The organism is Kushneria halocnemicola (assembly GCF_965650455.1).
Taxonomy (GTDB): domain Bacteria; phylum Pseudomonadota; class Gammaproteobacteria; order Pseudomonadales; family Halomonadaceae; genus Kushneria.
Genome location: NZ_OZ287968.1, coordinates 2027397 through 2047184, shown reverse-complemented (window position 1 = coordinate 2047184; position 19788 = coordinate 2027397). Strand labels below are relative to the sequence as shown.

Genomic DNA, 19788 nt, shown 5'->3' with positions numbered 1-19788 from the left:
CCTTTAGTATCGAAGGCGCCTGCTCATCTGACAAGCGCCGGCATGTGAAAGCTTGTTGCCGGCGCCGGTCGGGGCATTTTATCAGGCGGTGGACTTTTCAAGCAGCGCGTAGAAAAAGCCGTCATGGCCGTCGGGTGTCGGCATCAGCTGGCGGCCTTCACCGGCGCTCTGGCCCCAGTCGGCCGTGATCGGGCATGCGCGCGCATCCGGCGTGCGGCCCAGAAACGCTGCAATCTGCTCGGCGTTTTCCTCCGGCAGCACCGAGCAGGTGGCATAAAGCAGCCGCCCGCCGGGCGCCAGACGCTGCCACTGGGCCTCCAGCAGGCGCGCCTGCAGCGCGGCCAGTTCGGCAATGTCCTCGTCCCGGCGCAGCGCCTTGATGTCGGGATGACGGCGAATGACGCCGGTGCCGGAACAGGGGGCGTCCAGCAAAATGCCATCAAAGGGTGTCCCGTCCCACCAGTCATTCGTGGTTGCATCCGCGGCTTCAAGAGTGGCCGAAAGCTTCAGGCGAGCCAGCGTCTCGCGCACGCGCTCAAGGCGGTGAGCATCGCTGTCCAGCGCGGTCACGGCGCTGTCGGGGGCGCACTCCAGCAGGTGGGCGCTCTTGCCGCCCGGCGCGCTGCAGGCATCAAGCAGGCGCAGTGGTGTTGCACGCCCGTCAAGATCCTTCAGCAGCAGCGCAGCGGCCAGCTGGGCCGCCTCGTCCTGAACGCTGACGTCACCGTCCTGAAACCCCGGCAGCTGTTCGACATCACAGGGCGTCTCAAGCGTCAGACCGTCATCACTGAACGCACACGCGCGTGCGGCCAGACCGGCCCCTTCCAGGCGCTCAAGCCAGTCTGCACGCGACTGATGGGCTCGATTGACGCGCAGCGTCATGGGGCCGGGCATGTTGTTGGCCGCCGTAATCTCGCGCCACTGATCGGGCCAGGCTTTCTCCAGCCGGGTCAGCAGCCACTGCGGATGCCAGTGGGCGGCAGCAGGCGTTTTTTCGACCTCTGCCAGCAGCGTGTCACGTTCGCGATCGGCGCGGCGCAGGCAGCCGTTGATGACCCGGGTGGCCCACTCCTTGTTGAGCTCGCGCGCGCCGCCGGCGGTTTCGCCCACGGCAGCGTGGGTGGGGATGCGCATGTGAAAAAGCTGATACAGCCCGACCAGCAGCAGGGCATGAATGTCCTGATCGCGCTGTTTGAAAGGCGATTTCAGAAGTTTTGCCGCCACGGCTTCAAGCTGGGGCAGGGCGCGACACACACCAAAGCACAGCGCCCGGTAGAGACCCTGATCCCGCGCGGCAATCCCCTCGGGGATCTCGCCGGACAGCGACCCCTGCTGGCTCAGGACGGGGGCCAGGTTCTGCGCGGCATGGGCCCGCACGCCCATGGGATGTTTTGGTTTTTGAGTACGTTGACGACTCATTGATCGGTTCCCAGCAGTGTACCGGCGGCAAACTGGTCGCGCCGGCTATTGAGCAATTCATGGGCCGGCAGCATTTTGCCGCCCGGCAATTGGGCATGGGTGATGCGCAGCACACCCTCGCCGCAGGCCACACACAGGGCATCTGCCTCGGCGTCCAGCAGCTGACCGGCCAAGGCATCGGATTCGCCCTCCCGCGCGTCACGCGCCTGGGCATGCCAGAGTCGCAGCGTCTCGCCATGGAGGGTGGTCCAGGCGACCGGAAAGGGGTTGAACGCCCGAACGCGCTGCGAAAGGGCGGTGGCGCTCTGGCTGAAGTCGAGCCGGGCCTCGGCCTTGCTCAGCTTGGCCGCATACGTCACGCCGTCTTCGGGCTGGGGCGTGGCCGGCAGCTGATCGTCACTGAGTCGATCAAGCGCCTCGATCAGGGCCGTGGCGCCAATGCCGGCGAGGCGGTCATGCAGCGTGGCGGCCGTGGTGGTGTCATCGATGGGCGTGTGGACCGTCAGCAGCATGTCGCCGGTATCAAGGCCTTCATCCATGGCCATGAGGGTCACGCCGCTGTCGCGATCGCCGGCCTCGATGGCGCGGTGGATCGGCGCCGCCCCGCGCCAGCGCGGCAGCAGGGAGGCGTGAACGTTGATGGCGCCGCGTCGCGGGATATCCAGCACGGCGCGCGGCAGAATCAGGCCATAGGCGACCACGACCAGCACGTCGATGTCGGCCTCGATCAACGGCGCGTGGGTGTCCGGCGTTTTCAATTTTTCGGGCTGATGCACGGCAAGGTCGTGTTCCAGTGCCAGTGCCTTGACCGGGGAGGGCGTCAGGCGACGGCCGCGCCCGGCCGGGCGGTCGGGCTGGGTGTAGACACAGCAGATCTCGTGATGGCTTTCGAGCAGGGCACGAAGATGTTCGGCGGCAAACTCCGGCGTGCCGGCAAAGGCAATGCGAAGGGGGCTGGGCATGGCATGGTCCTGAAAGACGTCAGCGCCCCTGCAGGGGGCGCTGATAAAGGGAACGGGCCGTCAGCGACGAGCGGCAAAGGGGCTCAGGAGGTCGTTTTCTGGCGCTTGAGCATCTTCTTTTTGACCCGATCGCGCTTGAGCGGCGACAGATAGTCGACAAACAGCACGCCTTCCAGATGGTCCGCTTCATGCTGGATGCAGTGAGCGAGCAGGCCATCGGCTTCCAGCTCATAGGACTTGCCGTTGCGATCCTGCGCCTTGAGATGCACCCGCAGGGCACGGGGCACTTCGGCGTAGTATTCCGGAATCGACAGGCAGCCTTCCTGCAGCGGTTCGCGTTCCTCGCCCAGCAGGGTCACTTCCGGATTGACCAGCGCCAGCGGCTGGTTTTTCTCTTCGCTGACATCCATCACGATCACGCGGCGATGCACGTCGACCTGCGTGGCGGCAAGGCCGATGCCCGGGGCGTCATACATGGTTTCAAACATGTCATCGATCAGGCGACGCACCTCGTCATCGACCTCGGTTACGGGCTCGGCACGGGTTCGCAGGCGTTCATCGGGATATTCAAGAATCGTCAGTAGAGCCATGTTCGTATCTGTTGTGGGGTCGCCATCCGAGCGATTCGAGGGTCACTATGGGTCAAGAAGGTCGGGATGGCGGCCGTAAATGCATGAATGGATTCACTCCGTATGGCGCCCATTGTAGTGCGCAGGCGTTGGCAACGGAACCGACAGCAGAGCGAAGATGACATGAAACGGCAAGGGACAGGGAACAGGTGCCGCGGCGTTCGGCAGGGAGCAGGGCTTGTGGCGCTGACGGTGGTCATGGCGGCGGTCGCTGTCGTCTCCTCCGGCAGGGTGGATGCGTCACCGGCCGGCGCGCCGGACAACGTCACGACCCTGTCGCCCCGGCTGCGCTTTTTGCCGCTGGATCAGCCGGGCGAGCCCGTCAATATCTCGGCCTGGTCGCAGGCACTGATGGACTATCGCATTGTCGAGTCACAAGCCGTTGCGCCAGCGGCCTACGTGGTCAGCGGCAGCGAGGGGCGTCTGCTCAGTGGCGCCGGCGATCAGGTGCTGGCGCGCCACGTTCAGGGGCGTCCGGGTCAGCGGTTTGGCCTCTATACCCCGGGGGCACTGCTTAAAGATGACCAGGGCCGGGCGCTGGGACAGGTCATGATCCGTCAGGGGGTGGTGCGTCTTGAGCGCTCGGGGTCGCCATTGTCGACGCTCACCGTTGAAAAAAGCCCGCGGGAGGTGAGTGCCGGAGCGCATCTCATGGCGCTCGATGGCTGGGTGCCCCCGGCGCAGCTGGTGCCCCGGGCGGCCCCCGCCGGCACGCAGGGACGCATTATTGACCGTCCCGGTGCCGGGCACATGGTGGGGCTGCGCGATATCGTGGTGATCGATCTGGGTCGCCACCGGGTCATACCCGGCATGCGTCTGCGCGTACAGGGCGAGGCCGAAAGCGTGACCGATCCGGTGACCCATGAGTCGCTGGCGCTTGACGGTGGCGTGCTCGGAGAGCTGCTGGTCGTTCGCACGTTTGAGCAGGCAAGCCTGGCGCTGGTAACGCGCGCCGGGCTGCCCATGGCCACGGGAGATCGCGTGGAGGCAATCGGTGATGACTGAGACCACGCAACCCGACACGCCTCGCCAGTGGCTGGCGCTGTCGATGCTGCCACGGGTGGGCGCGCGGCGTCTCATGGCACTCAGACAGGCTGCCCCTGTCTGGCCCGAGGGGTGGCTTGCCCGGCTGCCCGAAGAGGCTGCACAGATGCTGCGTTACTATCTTCAAATGCCCGGACAGGGCGCGTTGCACGACCGGGTCGAGGCGGCCATGGCGTGGCTTGAACACGATGAGCAGCATCACCTGCTGACGCCGTGTCATCCGGCCTGGCCGGCCATGCTGGAGGAGCTGCCGGACCCACCGCCGGTACTGTGGGCCTGGGGGAGGCTCGAGGCGTTATCGCCTCCGGCGCTGGCGGTCGTGGGCACGCGACGGCCCACCCGCGAGGGGCAGGACAACGCCTGGCGACTGGCGCGTGACATGGCGGCCGCCGGCTATGGTGTTGTCAGCGGGCTGGCACTGGGGGTGGATGGCTGCGCCCATCACGGCGCGCTGGAGGCGCGAGGTGCGACCATCGCCGTTCTGGGCTGTGGCGTCGATGTGCTCTACCCGCGCACGCATGCTCGCCTGCGTCAGCAGCTGCTGGCGGGTGGCGGGCTGCTCCTGTCCGAACATCCGCTCGGAACAAGGGCCCATCCGCAGCACTTTCCGCGGCGCAATCGCATTATTACGGGACTGTCACTGGGCGTGCTGGTGGTCGAGGCGGCCATGGCCAGCGGCTCGCTGGTCAGCGCCAGGCTTGCCATGGAACAGAACCGGGAGGTGTTTGCCCTGCCAGGGTCGCTGCATAACCCGCAGGCGCGCGGCTGCCTGTGGCTGATTCGTGAAGGCGCCCGGCTGGTCACCTGTCTGGAGGACATTGTTCAGGAGCTCCCCGAGCGGCAGTGGTGTGGCGCGACGCTCGCTCCCGCGGCCCCCGAACCTGGCGCGCCTGATGCTATTCCATCCATTGCTGCCACCGTTGCGCCACCGTTGGAAAAAAGCCCCGAGGACCCGCTCTGGCAGTGGCTTGACGATACCCCCGTTCCGGTCGATGCGCTTGTCGAGCGCACCGGCGACTCGATCACCGCGCTGCAGTCGCGGCTTCTCATGCTGGAGCTTGATGGCTGGGCGGCGCAGGTCGCCGGCGGCTGGGTCCGCAGGCTGGCATGAGATACACTGCCCACCTGATTGGGGCAATGGTATTCACGCAGCATGTCTTTACACGTCAACGCTTCTCCTGTTCAACCTCAGCTTTTGAAGGACGCCGCCATGCATCTGCAGGCCGGCGGTGTCGTGGCATACCCGACGGAGGCCGTCTGGGGGCTGGGCTGTGATCCCGACAACACCGCAGCCCTTGAGCGTCTCGTAGCCCTCAAGGCACGTGATCCCGCCAAGGGGCTGATTTTGATTGCCTCTCGCATCGAGCAGTTTGCCCCCTGGCTTGCCGGTCTTGATGACGCGCAACACGCTCGGCTCGAGGCCAGCTGGCCGGGACCCGTGAGCTGGCTGGTACCGGACAATGGCCGCGCGCATCCGCTGGTGCGCGGCGAGCATGCGAGCGTGGCCCTGCGGGTCAGCGACCACCCGCTGGTCGGGGCGCTGTGTGACGCCTTCGGCGGGCCGCTGGTATCGAGCTCGGCCAACCGGGCCACCGAGGCGCCGTGTCGCTCTGCCTCGGAGATCAAAAGCGTCTTCGGGACCCGTGTCCTGATCGTGGACGGCCCGCTGGGCGGTCGGACGCGACCCAGCGAGATCCGCGATCTGCTCACCGATGATGTGCTGCGCGACTAGCCCTGTCCCCGCCATACACTGCCCGTCATGGCTTGAAACGATCGCCATGACCCTGCTGGAGAGACACCGTGTCACATGCCTATCTCGAAAGGGTGAAACACTACCTGCTGGACTTTCAGGATCGGCTCTGTCAGGCGCTGGCCCGCGCCGATGGCCACGCTGATTTCGTGGAAGATGCCTGGACGCGCGAAGACGGCGGCGGCGGTCGCTCGCGGGTGATCACCGATGGCGCCGTGTTTGAAAAGGGCGGCGTCAATTTCTCCCACGTTTTTGGTGAGAACCTGCCGCCGTCGGCCTCCGCCGCGCGCCCGGAGCTGGCCGGGCGCAGCTTTCATGCCGTTGGCGTCTCCTGGGTGTTGCACCCGCATAACCCGCATTTGCCCACCACCCACGGCAACGTGCGCTTTTTTATCGCCGAAAAGGAAGGGGAAGACCCGGTCTGGTGGTTCGGCGGCGGCATCGATCTGACACCCTACTATCCGGTGTTTGAGGATGTGGTGCACTGGCACCGCACCGTCCATGATGCCTGCGCCCCTTTCGGCGATGATATCTACGCCCGCTACAAGCGCTGGTGCGACGAGTATTTCTATCTCAAGCACCGCGATGAAACCCGCGGTGTGGGCGGTCTGTTCTTTGATGACGTCAACGAAGAGGGCTTTGAGCAGAGCTTTGCCTTTCAGCAGGCGGTGGCCGAATCCTTCGTGCCGGCCTATGTGCCGATCGTCGACAAGCGCCGCGAAACCCCTTATGGCGAGCGGGAGCGCAACTTCCAGAACTACCGGCGCGGCCGCTATGTCGAGTTCAATCTGGTCTACGACCGCGGCACGCTGTTCGGGCTGCAAAGCGGCGGGCGCACCGAGTCGATTCTGATGTCGATGCCGCCGGTGGCCCACTGGGCCTATCAGTATCAGCCCGAGGAGGGCTCTCCCGAGGCCGAACTGTATACGCACTATCTGCATGCGCGTGAGTGGCTCGAGGAGGGCGATCCGGCATGAGTGAGTCGCCGCTTTACGCTGTCTTTGGCCATCCCGTGGCGCATTCGAAATCGCCCATGATCCATGCCGGCTTCGCCGCGCAGCTGGGGGATCCGGTGTGCTATGAGGCCCGCCTGGCACCGGTTGACGATTTCCCGGGGTGCTGGCGGGCCTTCATGGCCGAGGGCGGTCTGGGCGCCAACGTCACCGTGCCCTTCAAGCAGGAAGCCGCGGCGCTGGCCGACCGGCTGAGCGAGCGCGCCAGACTCGCCGGCGCGGTCAATACGCTGATCGTGACCGAAGACAACACGGTCGTTGGGGACAATACCGACGGCGCCGGGCTGCTGCTGGATCTTGAGCGGCTCGGGGCACCGCTTGCGGGCGCGCGCATTCTGGTGCTGGGGGCCGGTGGGGCGGTGCGCGGGGTCATCGACCCGCTGCTTGAAACCGGGCCGGCCGAGCTGGTCATTGCCAATCGAACGGTGGAAAAGGCCACGGCACTGGCCGAGCTGTTTAATGCCCGGGGCAGGGTATGCGGCTGCGGTTTTGAAGCGATCGATGGCCGCTTTGATCTGGTCATCAATGCCACCAGTGCCAGCCTGGCCGGTGCGCTGCCGCCGCTGCCGGAGACGCTGTTCAACGAGGGGGCGCTGGCCTACGACATGATGTACGGCGCTGCCCCCACCGTCTTTCTCGAGTGGGCGCAGGCCTTCGGGGTGCACTGTGTGGACGGGCTGGGCATGCTGGTCGGCCAGGCGGCCGAATCCTGGTATCAGTGGCGCGGTACGCGCCCTGATACCACGCCCGTGCTGGACGCGCTGCGGGCCGATCTTCGCTGACCGGCCCGGCAGTGCTCAGGAGCTGACGTTGCCACAGCTGGGGGTATGGCCGGCCGCGCGTGCCTGCTCCGAGAGCTTGAGCGCGCTTTGCATGCGGCCCTTGAGGGCCTCGCTGCGCTCGCCGCTGTTGGGGTGGGTCGAGGCCCACTCCGGGGGCTGACCGCCGCCGGCGCTGGCCATATTCTGCCACAGCGCGATACTGGCCTGCGGGTCAAAGCCGGCGCGTGCCATCAGATCCAGACCCAACAGGTCGGCCTCGCTCTCCTGACGACGTGAGTAGGGCAGCAGCACGCCGTACTGGGCGCCGGCACCCAGAAGCTGGGCCAGCGCGTTGTTGCCCGTCACGGATTGCACCACGCCCAGTCCGGTACTGGTCAAGGACTGGGTCGAGGTGCGCTCGTTGGCATGGTTGGCCAGCACGTGGGCCATCTCGTGACCAACGACCGTGGCGATCTGGTCCTGATCCTTTGCCACCTTCATCAACCCCGTATTGATCACGACGTAGCCGCCGGGCAGGGCAAAGGCGTTGGGTTCCTCATCCTGGTAGACCCCAACGGTCCATTTCGACGGTCCCTGGCCCTCGGGCAGCGTGTCGATGATGGCATCGGCAATGCAGGTGACATAGCGGCCATCACGGCCGGTGGCCTGTTTGTGATTCTGGCGATACTCCTCGAAGGCCTGCTGGCCCTGCTGGTCGATCTCGCTGCTGTCAAACAGCGACAGCTGAGAGCGTCCCAGCGGCGAGGTGGTGCAGGCACTCAGGCCAAGGCTCAGAGCCAGTGCGCTCAGCATGGTCTTGCGCATCATGAACGGCAACACTCCTGTAAATGGTCGATGGACCCGACTGGACGCGCGCCAGGAGGGCACGGCAGGATAGCGGGATCATTGTCACATGACAGCATAACCCGATGCGGAGCCCTGAATGAATGAGCCGTTGAGCACACGCCTTCTGAACCTGCTGGACCGACTGGAACCGCTGTTACCGCCCGAGCAGGCCCCCATCGACTGGTCGCGCGATGTGGCCGCCCTCTGGCAGCGCCATGCGCTGGGCGGACGGCTGACGCCGGTGGCGCCGCGCGATAGCGTCAGCGTGGCCGAGCTGATCGGCATCGAGAGTCAGAAAACGGCGCTGGTCGAGAACACCCGCACCTTTCTGCGCGGACGGCCGGCCAACCATGCGCTGCTGTGGGGCGCCCGCGGGACCGGCAAGTCCTCGCTGATCCGGGCGCTGATCAACGATCTGGCCGGTGAGGGCCTGCGCCTGATTCAGGTCGACCGCCACGATCTGGTGGGGCTGCCCACTCTGGTGCAAACGCTCAGGGGCAGCGACTATCGCTTTGTCGTCTACTGTGACGATCTCTCCTTTGAAGGCAGCGATGACGCCTACAAGGCACTCAAGAGCGTGCTGGATGGCACCCTGACCGGACCGCCGGACAATGTGCTGCTTTATGCCACCTCCAACCGGCGCCATCTACTGCCGGAGAGCATGGCCGACAACACTAATACGCAGGTCGTGGGCGGCGAAATTCACCATGGTGACGCCGTCGAGGAGAAGATTTCACTCTCCGACCGGTTCGGGCTGTGGCTGTCGTTCTATCCCTTTGATCAGGATACCTACCTTGAGACCTGCGCCCACTGGGTCGCGCATCTGGGGGGCACGTTCGATGAGGCGGCAGACGCCGAGGCGCGCCGGTTTGCGCTGACCCGGGGCGTGCGCAGTGGCCGCGCGGCCTGGCAGTTCGCCATCGCCTGGACCGGGCGCGACAATACCCTCGGGGACGCCGGGGTCGACTAAAGCAGGGCTGAAAGTGGCGTGTCCCGAGTCAGCATGTTCGGTCGTTGATGCCACACTGAATGCTTTGATCAATGGAGCGTGATTCGATGAGAACAATGACAAAAGCGGTTATGGGAATGTTGCTGCTGACCGGCATGGCGGCGGGGCCGGTGCTGGCCGGCGCCTCCGACAGCCACAGCGAGCAGCAATCCAGGAGCAGCGAGCAGGGCGAACGTCTTTCCGGCAGTGCCATTCGCGACAACATTCTGGGCCATCGTGTGACCGGCGCCATGGCCGACGGCAGTCAATACAGTGAAGCCTATCGCGTTGATGGCACCATTGAGGGGGAAGACTATACCGGTCAATCCACGATCGAAAATGATCGAATGTGTCTTGACTACGGCAGCGGCGAGACCACCTGTTATCAGGTCCGCATGACAGGGGATAACCGTATCGAGTGGCTTTCCGATGGTGAGGTGGTGGGAGAGGGCACCCTGAGCGCGATCGAATAACACCTTTGGGTAGATCGAATAACATCTTTGGATAACATGGAAACCGGCGCTCTGGCGCCGGTTTTTTCATGGCTGCAGGGTGTCACGGTCTCTGGCGGTCGGGGCGGGTGATGCCGGCGCTGTGTCGTCTGCAGGTGTGGCGCGGTCAGGCAGTGTGGGAAGCGTTGCGGCGCTGTCCTGTGTGCCGCCATCGCCGATGTCCAGTGTGATGGTCGGGGCCGGAATCAGCTGTGCCATCTGGCCATCCAGACGGGGTGTCAGGGAAAGCGTACTGCCCGCTGGCAGCTGCTGACGACCGGCCAGACGCTGTGCCAGTGCCAGCAGTTGTTGGTCGTAGGCAGGGCCTTCGCGTTCAGGCGTGTCGGGGAACAGCTCGATAGGTAGACGCAGGGTAGCCGGCTCGCCGCCGCGCAGTGCTACGGGTTCGTTCACGTCGCCAGTGACCGGCTCGGCGCCTGGCACCACAAGTCGCCAGGCGTAGCCTGCCAGTGTCACATCGGGTGCGGCGTCCGGTGGGGTCAGAGACAGCGGCAGATCGAGGCTGACCGGCATGCCGGCCATATCAAGCCCGGCCCGGGCCAGCGCCGTGGGTTCCAGCGTCAGCGCATCCACGGGGACCGCCCAGCGGCCGATGCGCACGTTCTCCACGCCCATCGACTGCAGCGCCAGCCGGCCCAGCATGAAGCTTGCCTGCGGCAGGGCGATACAGCCGGCCAGGGACAGGATGACGGCCATCAGCAGTGTCGGTCGGTATCGAGGCTTGCCCTGTCTCATCACGGACTCCCATCCATCGGGCGTTGAATGAACGCCTTCTGATGCAAGTCTGACCTGGATTGACGTCAAAGTCATACCAGGTCTTTTAATCATGAGTTTGACAGACTTTTAGCGTCGGTTCTTGCGAGCTTCCTTCGTGCGGGCAAGCTGGCGCGCCTTGGCCTTCTCACGGTCGCTGTCGCCGCTGTTTTTGTCATAGGGGTTGTCGCCGGAGCGGAACTCGAAGCGAATCGGCGTGCCCTTGACCTTGAGTACCTTGCGAAAGGTATTGATCAAAAAACGCTTGTAGGCGTCGGGCAACGAATTGGTCTGATTGCCGTGGACCACGATCAATGGCGGATTGGCGCCGCCCTGGTGTGCCATGCGCAGCTTGATGCGACGACCGTTGACCAGAGGCGGCTGATGCTCGCTGACCGCGTCCTGCAAAAGCGTCGTCAATCGGTTGGTGGACCAGCGTGCCGTGGCCGAGGCGAAGGCGCGCTCGATGGAGGGATAAAGGTCTCCCACGGCGGTGCCGTGCAGCGCCGAGATGAAGTGCAGATCGGCGTAGTCGGCAAACCCCAGACGTCTTTTGATGTCGGCGCGCATCTTGTCGCGGGCTTCCTGCTCGAGGCCGTCCCACTTGTTGACGGCCAGCACCAGTGCCCGTCCGGTGGTCAGCACATAATCCAGCAGATGGAGATCCTGCTCGACCAGCCCGGTGCGTGCATCGAGCACCACGATGGCCACGTTGCACTCCTTGATGGCATCCAGCGTCTTGATGATCGAAAATTTCTCGGCGGCCAGACTGATGTTCTTGCGCCGCCGCACGCCGGCCGTGTCGATCAGCACATAGGGCTGGCCGCGGCGCTCGAAGGGGATTTCAATGGCATCGCGCGTGGTGCCAGCCTCGTCAAAGACCACGACGCGCTCCTCGCCCAGCAGCCGATTGACCAGGGTGGACTTGCCCACGTTGGGGCGGCCGACCACGCCGATTCGGATGCCGTTGGCGACCAGGTCCGGGTGGGTCTCTTCGGCTACCTCGGGGAAGGGCTCGAGAACGTGTTCGATCAGGGTAGTAACGTTGCGTCCGTGGGCGGCGGCAATGGCATGGGGGTCGCCCAGTCCCAGCGCCCAGAAATCGGCGGTGGCGATCTCTTCCTGCAGGCCGTCACTTTTGTTGACCACAAGCCAGGTCTTTTTCTGGTTGACGCGCAGATGGTTGGCGATGGCCTCATCGGCCGGCATGATCCCGGCACGGGCGTCCACCATGAAAAAGACGATATCGGCTTCATCGATGGCCAGCAGCGACTGTTCGGCCATGGCCGCATCGATCCCCATCTCGTCACCACTGATACCGCCGGTATCGATGACCGTGTAGGGCTTTTCGCCCAGCTGACCATTGCCGTAGTGGCGGTCGCGGGTCAGGCCGGGGAAGTCTGCCACAATGGCATCACGCGAGCGCGTGAGGCGATTGAACAGCGTGGATTTGCCGACGTTGGGTCGGCCGACGAGTGCGATAACGGGATTCATGAGGGTCCTGCACAATAGAGGGAGCGGGCTGTCGGTTTAACGAAGGACAGCGCTGATACCGTCCGTCCGGATCGAGGCATTCTAACCCGAAAGGCATGGGTATTCGAAATGTGTGACACGCCGTGTCAGGGCGAGTGATAAATGAACGGGCCTTCCGGTTTGATACCGGAAGGCCCGCGCTGGGAGTACCGCTCGAGACCGGCTTACCGGCTGCCCATCTCCGTGAGGGCGTAGGCAATGAGCTCGCCGTCGTTGGTCAGCACGAAGACATGCTCGCCGTCGGTCAGCGGCGTAATGCTGATGCCGTCGCCGCCCGGACGGGTGCGGCCTTCCTGCTCACCGCTCTGGGCGTTGATGATGTGCAGATAGCCCTGATAGTCGCCGACCACCAGCTTGTTATCAACAAATACCGGGGCGCTCAGGGATCGGCCTTCCAGGGCGTCCTGGTTCCAGATGACGCGGCCGTTGTTGGCATCAAGCGCCATGATGTGGCTGTCGGCCGTGACCGTGAAGAGGTAGTCGCCGACCAGCACCGGGGTGTGATAGCTGGATTGCTCGCGGTCCCACAGCGGCTGGCCGTTACGGGCATCGAGTGCCATGACGCGGCCGTTGTAGCTGGTCACGAACAAACGACCGTCCTGGGTCAGCACCGGCTGGCCGTCAAGATCCACCAGCTGCTCGACTTCGGTACGCCCCTGGGGGACAGCGACGCGCAGATCCCACAGCTGCTGGCCGCTGCGATTGTCGAAGGCGGCCAGACGGCCGTTGGCAAACCCGGCAAACGAAACCGGATCAATGGTGCGTGGCGCGCCGGTGCCGCGCAGGGTCAGGGCCGGCTGGGAGGAGGCGTAGAGCCACTGCTGATCGCCGGTAAAGCGATCAAGCGAGGTGAGCGTGCCATCCACACTCTGGACCACGACCTGGCCGCTGTTGAGCTGCGGCGGGGCGATCACTTCGCTGGACACTCGCGAGCGCCAGACGATCTCGCCGTTGTCCTCGTCAAGGACGACGACCTCGCCATTGCGGGTACCGGCAAAGAGCTGTCCGCTGTCCGCTGTCAGGCCGCTGGAGATAGGCGTGTCCAGCCGCTTTTCCCATTCGATCTGTCCGTTGTCGCGATTGATGGCCTTGACGTTGCCTTCGGCATCGCTGGCATAGATCGTGTCGCCCGAAATGGCCGGCGAGATCGGGTAGCGGGCACGGGTCAGCGAGCCGATGCCCCGTGACCAGAGCCCGTTCACGTTGACGCTTTGATCGATACTGGTCAGCTCGCGGGGCTGGGTGCCGGTCTGCACGTTGCCCGAACAGCCAGCCAGCACCACCAGTGAGGTGGCGCACAGCAGGGCGCCCAGCGGTTTGGCCATCAGCGCGAGTCGCTTGATGCCCGTGCGTGAAGAAGAGCCGTTTTCAAGCGTGCTCATGAAGCCTCCTGAGGCGCCAGATCATCGAGTTTGAGTTGTATGCCGGAGAGCTCCTGGTCGTTCTCGCGCGCCAGATTGACGGCGTCCTGCCAGGCACTGCGCGCCTCGTCGGTATTGCCCAGCGCCAGCTGGACATCACCGCGGATGTCGGCGCCGCGCGCGGCCATGGCCTCGGGCAGCTGCAGGCCTTCGAGCGTACCAAGCGCCTGTTCGGCGTTGTCCTGACCCAGCTGTACGCGGGCCAGCTCCAGACCCGACATCGCTCGGATCTCGTCGCGATCGCTGCTCTGGCGTACCGCGTCAAGTGCCTGCTCGGCCGCCGGCAGGTCATTGCCGTCCACGGCCAGACGGGCCTGGATCATGCCGGCCAGATCGGCATACAGGGTGCCGCCGTGCTGATCACGAATGGCATCAATGATGCTCTGTGCGGCCTGGCGGCCGCTGTCATCAAGGCTGTCCCGGGAGGTCAGCTGGATCAGCTGCTGGTACTGGAGCGAGGCAGCCTCGGACTGCGCCTGCTGATGGTCCTGCCACCAGTGCCAGGCAAACAGACCGGCGCCCGCGATGATGATCCCGCCCAGAATCGGCTTGGCGTAGTTGTGCCAGAAGCGTTTGGCAGCTGCCAGCTGATCGTCTTCTTCGTTAATATTCAACTGATCCGCCACGTGCGGCACTCCTGTAGGTTCGATCTCATGACAGTCTCTGCCGGGTAGTCGAGAAAACGCTAAAGCCGGGTCGACAGGCCGCTGTTCGCCGGGCGCTCGTCGATCCAGCGTGAAAGGCGATCGACCAGCGAGGCGATATCCAGCGACTGCTGGGGCGTTTCACCGCGCAGATCCTTGAGCGTCGCCGTACCGGCTGCCAGTTCCTCTTCGCCCAGCATGACGGCAAAGCGGGCACGGCTCTTGTCAGCCTTTTTGAGCTGGCTCTTGAAGCTGCCACCGCCGCAGTGTACCTGGACACGCAGGCCGGGCAAGCGGCCGCGCAGGGTTTCACCCAGCACCAGCAGCTGCGTGTCGACACCTTCGCCCTGACCCGTCAGGTAGACGTCGAGGATGTCTTCGGCGGCTTCGGGTACCAGATCAAGGGTTTCCAGCAGCAGGATCAGGCGCTCAACGCCCATGGCAAAGCCGACGGCCGGCGTTGGCTTGCCGCCCAGCTGCTCGACCAGACCATCATAGCGTCCACCGGCACAGACGGTGCCCTGGCTGCCCAGCGCCGTGGTGGTCCACTCAAAGACCGTCCGGCTGTAGTAGTCCAGCCCGCGCACCAGCCGCGTGTTGATCACATACTCGATACCCAGCGCATCAAGACGCTGCTTCAGACCTTCGAAGTGGGCAACGGAAGCCTCGTCAAGGTGATCGATGAGCTTCGGCGCCGACTCGATCAGGGCCTGCATATCGGGATTTTTGCTGTCGAGAATGCGCAGCGGATTGCTGTCCAGACGGCGGCGGGCATCCTCGTCGAGCTGCTCCAGATGCGCGTTGAAATAGTCGATCAGCGTGGCGCGATAGGCATGACGTGCCTCGAGCGAGCCCAGCGAGTTGATTTCGAGCTGCACGTGATCGATCAGACCCAGCGCCTGCCAGAGGCGGGCAGACAGGGCGATCACTTCGACATCGATGTCCGGGCCTTCAAGACCAAAGACTTCCACGCCCACCTGATGGAACTGACGATAGCGGCCCTTCTGGGGGCGCTCGTGACGAAACATGGGGCCGGCATACCAGAGCCTTTGGGTCTGGTTGTGCAGCAGCCCGTTTTCGATGGCGGCTCGCACGACGGAGGCCGTGCCTTCCGGGCGCAGGGAGAGGCTGTCACCGTTGCGATCGTCAAAGGTGTACATCTCCTTTTCGACGATGTCGGTCACTTCGCCAATGGAGCGCTTGAAAAGCGCCGTCTGTTCGAGCACCGGCGTGCGCATCTCCAGATAGCCGTACTGCGCCATGAGCTGGCGCACGTGCTGCTCGAAGTACTGCCAGAGCGGCGAGCGCTCGGGCAGCAGGTCATTCATGCCTCGGATGGCCTGTAATTTACTGGACATTGATCGTTTATCGCTGCATTTCAAAAAAGGGCGCCCGGGCCTCAGGCGCGGGTGATGACATCCTGCTCTTCGGCTTCCTTGCGCGCCACGCGTTCCCGAATCAGTTTTTCGAGATCGTCGACAAGATGGTCATTGCGCAGCTTCTGGGCCGGTTTGCCATCGATGTAGATCAGGTTGGCGGGGCTGCCGCCGGTCAGACCGACATCGGTTTCCTTCGCTTCGCCCGGTCCGTTGACCACACAGCCGATGACCGAGACGTTCAACGGCGTCATGATGTCTTCAAGGCGCTCTTCCAGGGCGTTCATGGTGCCGATAACATCAAAGTTCTGGCGTGAACAGCTCGGGCAGGCGATAAAGTTGATCCCCTTGGCGCGCAGCTTCAGGCTCTTGAGCATGTCAAAGCCGACCTTGATCTCCTCGACCGGGTCGGCGGCCAGCGATACGCGAATGGTGTCGCCGATACCGTCCATCAAGAGCATACCGAGGCCGATCGAGGACTTGACCGTGCCCGAGCGCAGCCCGCCCGCTTCGGTGATTCCCAGGTGCAGCGGTTGCTCGATACGTCCGGCCAGATCGCGGTAGGCGGCGACCGCCATGAAAACGTCCGAGGCCTTGACGCTGACCTTGAAGTCGTGGAAGTCGAGTCGGTCGAGGTAGTCGATATGGCGCATGGCGGATTCGACCAGTGCGGCCGGCGTGGGCTCGCCGTACTTTTGCTGCAGATCCTTTTCCAGCGAGCCGGCATTGACGCCGATGCGGATCGGAATGCCGTTGTCGCGAGCGGCGTTGACCACAGCCTTGACGCGGTCTTCCCGGCCAATGTTGCCCGGGTTGATGCGCAGGCAGTCGGCGCCGAGTTCGGCCACGCGCAGAGCGATGCGGTAATCGAAATGGATATCGGTGACCAGCGGCACCGAGGTGCGCTGCTTGATCCTGCCGAACGCCTCGGCGCAGTCCATGTCCGGGACGGACACACGGACAATGTCACCACCGGCGGCGGCAATACGCTCGATCTGTTCAACGGTGGCGTCGACGTCCAGCGTATTGGTATTGGTCATGCTCTGTACGGAAATGGGGGCATCGCCGCCCACGGGTACATTGCCGACGTAAATCTGGCGCGACTTGCGCCGTACGATCGGGGACTGGCTAATCATGATAAATCACTCCCCCAGGGTAAAACGGGCAACGTTGCTGCTGCCGACGTGTTGGGACATGTCAACGCGTTCGCCTCTGTAATCAATGGTGACCTGATCGGCATTGCCCACCGTCAGGCGAAAGGGCGGCACGCCTTCGATCGTGGCGGTGGTGCCACTTTGCTGCAAACCGCGCAGTACGGTGGTGCCGTTGGCATCACGAACATCCACCCATGACTCGCTGCCAAAACTCATCTGCATGTTGCGACCGCTGATTGCCGGATCGACCCCCGGCTCCTCGTCGCTGCCGGTGTCGACCAGCCCGCCGGTCGCCCCGTTGCGGCCTTCGGGCGTGTCGACCTGAAGCGTGCCGGGCTCGGGAGTGGTGTCACCACCACCTTCGGCAACCCGGGTGGCGAGTGCCGTATCCACCGGGCCACTGGCGGTCATGTTACCCGAGCCGTCACCTGATGTGTTATCAGCAGCGCTCGTCGGTTCAGGCGCCGGCGGCAGATCGCGATCATCGGCGCTGTCCTGTTGCGCCACATTTGGTTCCGACATGGTGGTGTCGTCGCCATAGCCCGGCGCGCTCTCACGCCCCTCCCACCATAGCAGGGTCATGACGGCCAGTATGACCACAACGGCCAGGGTTGCCACCCGAAATGCGATGGCCCCCATGCGTGAGGGGGGCTTGATGCTGCTGATGGGGGCGACGCGGCGCTCATCCAGATCGCTTCGGCCATGAACCCGGTCATAGGCGGCAACGATGGCTCGATCGTCGATGCCCAGCAGGCGAGCGTAGGCGCGCAGATAGCCCCGACGATAGGTCGGAATCGGAATCTGCTCAAAGTTGTCACGTTCCATGTCGGCGACCAGCGACGGACGCAGATTCAGCTGCTCGGCGGCGTCTTCCAGATGCAGACGCTGGCGTTCGCGCTCTTCGCGCAGCATGTCACCGGCACTCGGTTCTCCGGCGGAAGAGGCGGGCTGTTCGCTCATGCAGAAAATTCCTTGTTCGGTCGTGGCACGAAATGTTCCTTTCCCGGCGTTTGACGCATGAAGGCCCTATCCATCATGCAGCGCCTCGCCATCGAGTCTTCGAGACAGCTGCGTGCTTTCGTCATCGGCACCTGCAAGCCGGACATAGCGTTCGAGCGACACGCGGGCGGCGTCACGCTGCTGGCGTTGATATTGTGCCCGGGCCAGTCCCAGCCAGGCGCGCGGCAGGCGCTCATCAAGCTGAATCGCACGCTCATAGGAGGCAAGCGCGGCGACATGATCGCCCAGGCGGTCACGACACTGGCCCAGGTTGGCAAAAAGCTGGGCGCGGCGCTCGTAGCGCAAGTCAGAGGTGGCCTGTTCGAGCTGTTCACACGCCTGGGGGATGCGATTCTGGCTGAATAGAAACGCCGCGTAATTATTGCGCGCCTGGGTAAAGGGGGTGCGTGCGCTCAGGGCACGCTGAAAATATTGATCGGCGCTGGCTGTCTCGCCCTGGCGTTGATAGATCAACGCCAGCCCCTGCAGAGCTTCGGGGTCGTTGGCGGAGATGTCGATGGCACGGTTGAAAGCCTGCTGGGCGCGCTCGAGATCGTCGCGCTGCAGATAGGCCATGCCCAGCTGGGTATAGGCCGTACTCGGCGATTCCTCGAACGAGGCGATGCTGCTGCCCTGGCTGGCACAGCCTGAAAGCGTTGTAACGGTCAGCAGGGCCGTTATAACCAGCAATGTCCTGAGGGTACAGCGCAAGTGAATCATCGACTTCCTGACGTGATGAACATGCCCGAATCTGTCAAATATTAGCGAAAGCGTTGACCATCAAAGCGCCGGTACTGCGTCAAGTCAAGCCGATAACCGACAGGGTCTGACGCTGTCGTCATGACGCGTCGAGCTGAACCGCCTTGATATAGCGTTCGGCACGTTTGGTACGGTCCTTGACGCGACCGACCAGCTGACCGCACGCCGCATCGATGTCGTCACCGCGGGTGGTGCGCACCGGGGCATTGTGGCCCAGCTCGTAAAGCCATGTCTGAAAGCGCATGACCTGATTGCGCGACGGCTTTTCGTAGCCGGCATGCGGGAAAGGATTAAAGGGGATCAGGTTGATCTTGCAGGGCAGATCACCCAGTACTTCAACCAGCTGCTCGGCATGTTCACGCTGATCGTTGACGTCCTTGATCAGGGTGTATTCGATGGTGATATGGCGGGTACCATCGCTTTTGGTCAGATAGCGCCGGCAAGAGTCCAGAAGCGTTGCAATGTTGTATTTGCGATTAAGCGGTACCAGGGTGTTGCGCAGTTCGTCGTTGGCGGCATGCAGGGAAATGGCCAGCGCCACATCGATTTCATCGCCCAGCTTCTCGATCATGGGCACCACGCCCGAGGTGGAAAGCGTTACACGGCGCTTGGACAGGCCATAGCCGTTGTCATCAAGCATCAGGTGCATGGCGGGGACGACATTGTCATAGTTCAAAAGCGGCTCGCCCATGCCCATCATGACCACGTTGGTCACGGCGCGACGGCCGTCATCATGGCCCATTCGCCCGCCGGCGCTGGCCTGAGCCACCCAGAGCTGGCCGATGACTTCGGCGGCGGTCAGGTTGCGCTGAAACCCCTGCTTGCCGGTCGAGCAGAAACTGCAGTCCAGGGAGCAGCCGACCTGGGAGGAGACGCACAGCGTGCGCCGGCTGTTGTTTTCGGACGGAATCAGAACGGTTTCCACGAAGCTGCCGTCTTCTACTTCCAGCACCCATTTCTGCGTGCCATCGCTGGATTTGCCTTCGTAGACCACTTTCGGGCCCCGAATTTCGGCCACGCGTGCAAGCTTGTCACGCAGGGCCTTTGAAATATTGGTCATCTGCGAGAAATCATCGACACCCTCATGATGGATCCACTTCATGACCTGGGCGGCGCGAAATTTCTTCTCGCCCTGATCGATGAAAAATTGTTCCATCTGGCTGCGTGAAAGACCCAGAAGATTGACGGGCGTCGTCGTGGCAGTCTGTGTCATGGCAGTGAGCTC

At 63.8% G+C, this 19788-nt stretch carries 20 protein-coding genes; 7 read left to right on the top strand and 13 right to left on the bottom strand.

What is annotated here, in order from left to right; translation table 11 throughout:
* Nucleotides 1-81: 81 nt before the first annotated feature.
* From rsmB to def, 3 genes are all read right to left on the bottom strand, one after another.
* Nucleotides 82-1419, bottom strand: coding sequence for a 16S rRNA (cytosine(967)-C(5))-methyltransferase RsmB (gene rsmB / locus ACS92L_RS09345; RefSeq protein ID WP_438764407.1), 1338 nt, complete (start codon nt 1417-1419; stop codon nt 82-84).
* Nucleotides 1416-2381, bottom strand: coding sequence for a methionyl-tRNA formyltransferase (gene fmt / locus ACS92L_RS09340; RefSeq protein WP_438764406.1), 966 nt, complete (start codon nt 2379-2381; stop codon nt 1416-1418). Before fmt ends, rsmB begins: the two co-directional genes overlap by 4 nt.
* Nucleotides 2382-2464: 83 nt before the next feature.
* On the bottom strand, nt 2465-2971 hold the full coding sequence (gene def / locus ACS92L_RS09335; RefSeq protein ID WP_115855484.1) for a peptide deformylase: 507 nt from the start codon (nt 2969-2971) through the stop codon (nt 2465-2467).
* A 219-nt stretch (nt 2972-3190) separates the two neighbouring features.
* Between def and ACS92L_RS09330 the strand changes: the two genes are divergently transcribed.
* From ACS92L_RS09330 to aroE, 5 genes are all read left to right on the top strand, one after another.
* Nucleotides 3191-4015 carry a hypothetical protein gene (locus ACS92L_RS09330; protein ID WP_438764405.1) on the top strand — a complete coding sequence of 275 codons (825 nt, stop codon included), beginning with the start codon at nt 3191-3193 and terminating at the stop codon, nt 4013-4015.
* A complete protein-coding gene (dprA, locus tag ACS92L_RS09325) occupies nt 4008-5165 on the top strand; it encodes a DNA-processing protein DprA (RefSeq protein ID WP_438764404.1) in 1158 nt (385 codons plus the stop codon). Before ACS92L_RS09330 ends, dprA begins: the two co-directional genes overlap by 8 nt.
* Before the next feature lie 42 nt (nt 5166-5207).
* The gene (locus tag ACS92L_RS09320) at nt 5208-5786 is read left to right on the top strand and encodes an L-threonylcarbamoyladenylate synthase (RefSeq protein WP_438764403.1); all 579 of its coding nucleotides are present in this window, start codon (nt 5208-5210) and stop codon (nt 5784-5786) included.
* 68 nt (nt 5787-5854) lie between these two features.
* Complete coding sequence (gene hemF, locus ACS92L_RS09315) at nt 5855-6781, top strand: oxygen-dependent coproporphyrinogen oxidase (RefSeq protein ID WP_438764402.1); 927 nt, start codon at nt 5855-5857, stop codon at nt 6779-6781.
* Nucleotides 6778-7599: a shikimate dehydrogenase gene (aroE, locus tag ACS92L_RS09310; RefSeq protein ID WP_438764400.1), complete on the top strand. Its 822-nt coding sequence runs from the start codon at nt 6778-6780 to the stop codon at nt 7597-7599. Before hemF ends, aroE begins: the two co-directional genes overlap by 4 nt.
* Before the next feature lie 15 nt (nt 7600-7614).
* Here aroE and ACS92L_RS09305 read toward each other — a convergent pair whose 3' ends face one another.
* Nucleotides 7615-8406 (bottom strand): M48 family metallopeptidase, encoded by a 792-nt coding sequence (locus ACS92L_RS09305; RefSeq protein WP_438764399.1) that lies wholly within the window; start codon nt 8404-8406, stop codon nt 7615-7617.
* A gap of 115 nt (nt 8407-8521) precedes the next feature.
* On the opposite strand from ACS92L_RS09305, the gene ACS92L_RS09300 reads away from it, so the two are divergent.
* Nucleotides 8522-9394 carry an ATP-binding protein gene (locus ACS92L_RS09300; RefSeq protein ID WP_438764398.1) on the top strand — a complete coding sequence of 291 codons (873 nt, stop codon included), beginning with the start codon at nt 8522-8524 and terminating at the stop codon, nt 9392-9394.
* A gap of 95 nt (nt 9395-9489) precedes the next feature.
* Nucleotides 9490-9885 (top strand): hypothetical protein, encoded by a 396-nt coding sequence (locus ACS92L_RS09295; RefSeq protein ID WP_438764396.1) that lies wholly within the window; start codon nt 9490-9492, stop codon nt 9883-9885.
* 66 nt (nt 9886-9951) lie between these two features.
* Here ACS92L_RS09295 and ACS92L_RS09290 read toward each other — a convergent pair whose 3' ends face one another.
* The 9 genes from ACS92L_RS09290 to rlmN form a co-directional block, all read right to left on the bottom strand.
* Nucleotides 9952-10659 (bottom strand): hypothetical protein, encoded by a 708-nt coding sequence (locus tag ACS92L_RS09290; protein WP_438764395.1) that lies wholly within the window; start codon nt 10657-10659, stop codon nt 9952-9954.
* A gap of 108 nt (nt 10660-10767) precedes the next feature.
* Nucleotides 10768-12171: a ribosome biogenesis GTPase Der gene (gene der, locus ACS92L_RS09285; protein ID WP_438764394.1), complete on the bottom strand. Its 1404-nt coding sequence runs from the start codon at nt 12169-12171 to the stop codon at nt 10768-10770.
* A 203-nt stretch (nt 12172-12374) separates the two neighbouring features.
* Complete coding sequence (bamB, locus tag ACS92L_RS09280; RefSeq protein ID WP_438764393.1) at nt 12375-13592, bottom strand: outer membrane protein assembly factor BamB; 1218 nt, start codon at nt 13590-13592, stop codon at nt 12375-12377.
* Nucleotides 13589-14257, bottom strand: a complete 669-nt coding sequence (locus tag ACS92L_RS09275; protein ID WP_438764391.1) for a YfgM family protein — start codon at nt 14255-14257, stop codon at nt 13589-13591. The genes bamB and ACS92L_RS09275 overlap by 4 nt, the downstream gene beginning before the upstream one ends.
* A gap of 59 nt (nt 14258-14316) precedes the next feature.
* Nucleotides 14317-15633 carry a histidine--tRNA ligase gene (gene hisS, locus ACS92L_RS09270; RefSeq protein ID WP_438764390.1) on the bottom strand — a complete coding sequence of 439 codons (1317 nt, stop codon included), beginning with the start codon at nt 15631-15633 and terminating at the stop codon, nt 14317-14319.
* A gap of 41 nt (nt 15634-15674) precedes the next feature.
* Nucleotides 15675-16787 carry a flavodoxin-dependent (E)-4-hydroxy-3-methylbut-2-enyl-diphosphate synthase gene (ispG, locus tag ACS92L_RS09265; protein WP_438764388.1) on the bottom strand — a complete coding sequence of 371 codons (1113 nt, stop codon included), beginning with the start codon at nt 16785-16787 and terminating at the stop codon, nt 15675-15677.
* Nucleotides 16788-16793: 6 nt separating this feature from the next.
* The gene (locus ACS92L_RS09260; protein WP_438764387.1) at nt 16794-17765 is read right to left on the bottom strand and encodes a RodZ domain-containing protein; all 972 of its coding nucleotides are present in this window, start codon (nt 17763-17765) and stop codon (nt 16794-16796) included.
* Nucleotides 17766-17831: 66 nt separating this feature from the next.
* Nucleotides 17832-18524, bottom strand: coding sequence for a type IV pilus biogenesis/stability protein PilW (pilW, locus tag ACS92L_RS09255; protein WP_438764386.1), 693 nt, complete (start codon nt 18522-18524; stop codon nt 17832-17834).
* 118 nt (nt 18525-18642) lie between these two features.
* Nucleotides 18643-19776: a 23S rRNA (adenine(2503)-C(2))-methyltransferase RlmN gene (rlmN, locus tag ACS92L_RS09250; protein WP_438764384.1), complete on the bottom strand. Its 1134-nt coding sequence runs from the start codon at nt 19774-19776 to the stop codon at nt 18643-18645.
* Nucleotides 19777-19788: the final 12 nt, after the last annotated feature.

Bases quoted from the DNA above. Each gene is read 5' to 3' on its own strand.
- rsmB (WP_438764407.1), bottom strand. From the start codon at position 1,419: ATGAGTCGTCAACGTACTCAAAAACCAAAACATCCCATGGGCGTGCGG.
- fmt (WP_438764406.1), bottom strand. From the start codon at position 2,381: ATGCCCAGCCCCCTTCGCATTGCCTTTGCCGGCACGCCGGAGTTTGCC.
- def (WP_115855484.1), bottom strand. From the start codon at position 2,971: ATGGCTCTACTGACGATTCTTGAATATCCCGATGAACGCCTGCGAACC.
- dprA (WP_438764404.1), top strand. From the start codon at position 4,008: ATGACTGAGACCACGCAACCCGACACGCCTCGCCAGTGGCTGGCGCTG.
- ACS92L_RS09320 (WP_438764403.1), top strand. From the start codon at position 5,208: ATGTCTTTACACGTCAACGCTTCTCCTGTTCAACCTCAGCTTTTGAAG.
- aroE (WP_438764400.1), top strand. From the start codon at position 6,778: ATGAGTGAGTCGCCGCTTTACGCTGTCTTTGGCCATCCCGTGGCGCAT.
- ACS92L_RS09305 (WP_438764399.1), bottom strand. From the start codon at position 8,406: ATGATGCGCAAGACCATGCTGAGCGCACTGGCTCTGAGCCTTGGCCTG.
- ACS92L_RS09300 (WP_438764398.1), top strand. From the start codon at position 8,522: ATGAATGAGCCGTTGAGCACACGCCTTCTGAACCTGCTGGACCGACTG.
- ACS92L_RS09295 (WP_438764396.1), top strand. From the start codon at position 9,490: ATGACAAAAGCGGTTATGGGAATGTTGCTGCTGACCGGCATGGCGGCG.
- ACS92L_RS09290 (WP_438764395.1), bottom strand. From the start codon at position 10,659: ATGAGACAGGGCAAGCCTCGATACCGACCGACACTGCTGATGGCCGTC.
- der (WP_438764394.1), bottom strand. From the start codon at position 12,171: ATGAATCCCGTTATCGCACTCGTCGGCCGACCCAACGTCGGCAAATCC.
- bamB (WP_438764393.1), bottom strand. From the start codon at position 13,592: ATGAGCACGCTTGAAAACGGCTCTTCTTCACGCACGGGCATCAAGCGA.
- hisS (WP_438764390.1), bottom strand. From the start codon at position 15,633: ATGTCCAGTAAATTACAGGCCATCCGAGGCATGAATGACCTGCTGCCC.
- ispG (WP_438764388.1), bottom strand. From the start codon at position 16,787: ATGATTAGCCAGTCCCCGATCGTACGGCGCAAGTCGCGCCAGATTTAC.
- ACS92L_RS09260 (WP_438764387.1), bottom strand. From the start codon at position 17,765: ATGAGCGAACAGCCCGCCTCTTCCGCCGGAGAACCGAGTGCCGGTGAC.
- pilW (WP_438764386.1), bottom strand. From the start codon at position 18,524: ATGATTCACTTGCGCTGTACCCTCAGGACATTGCTGGTTATAACGGCC.
- rlmN (WP_438764384.1), bottom strand. From the start codon at position 19,776: ATGACACAGACTGCCACGACGACGCCCGTCAATCTTCTGGGTCTTTCA.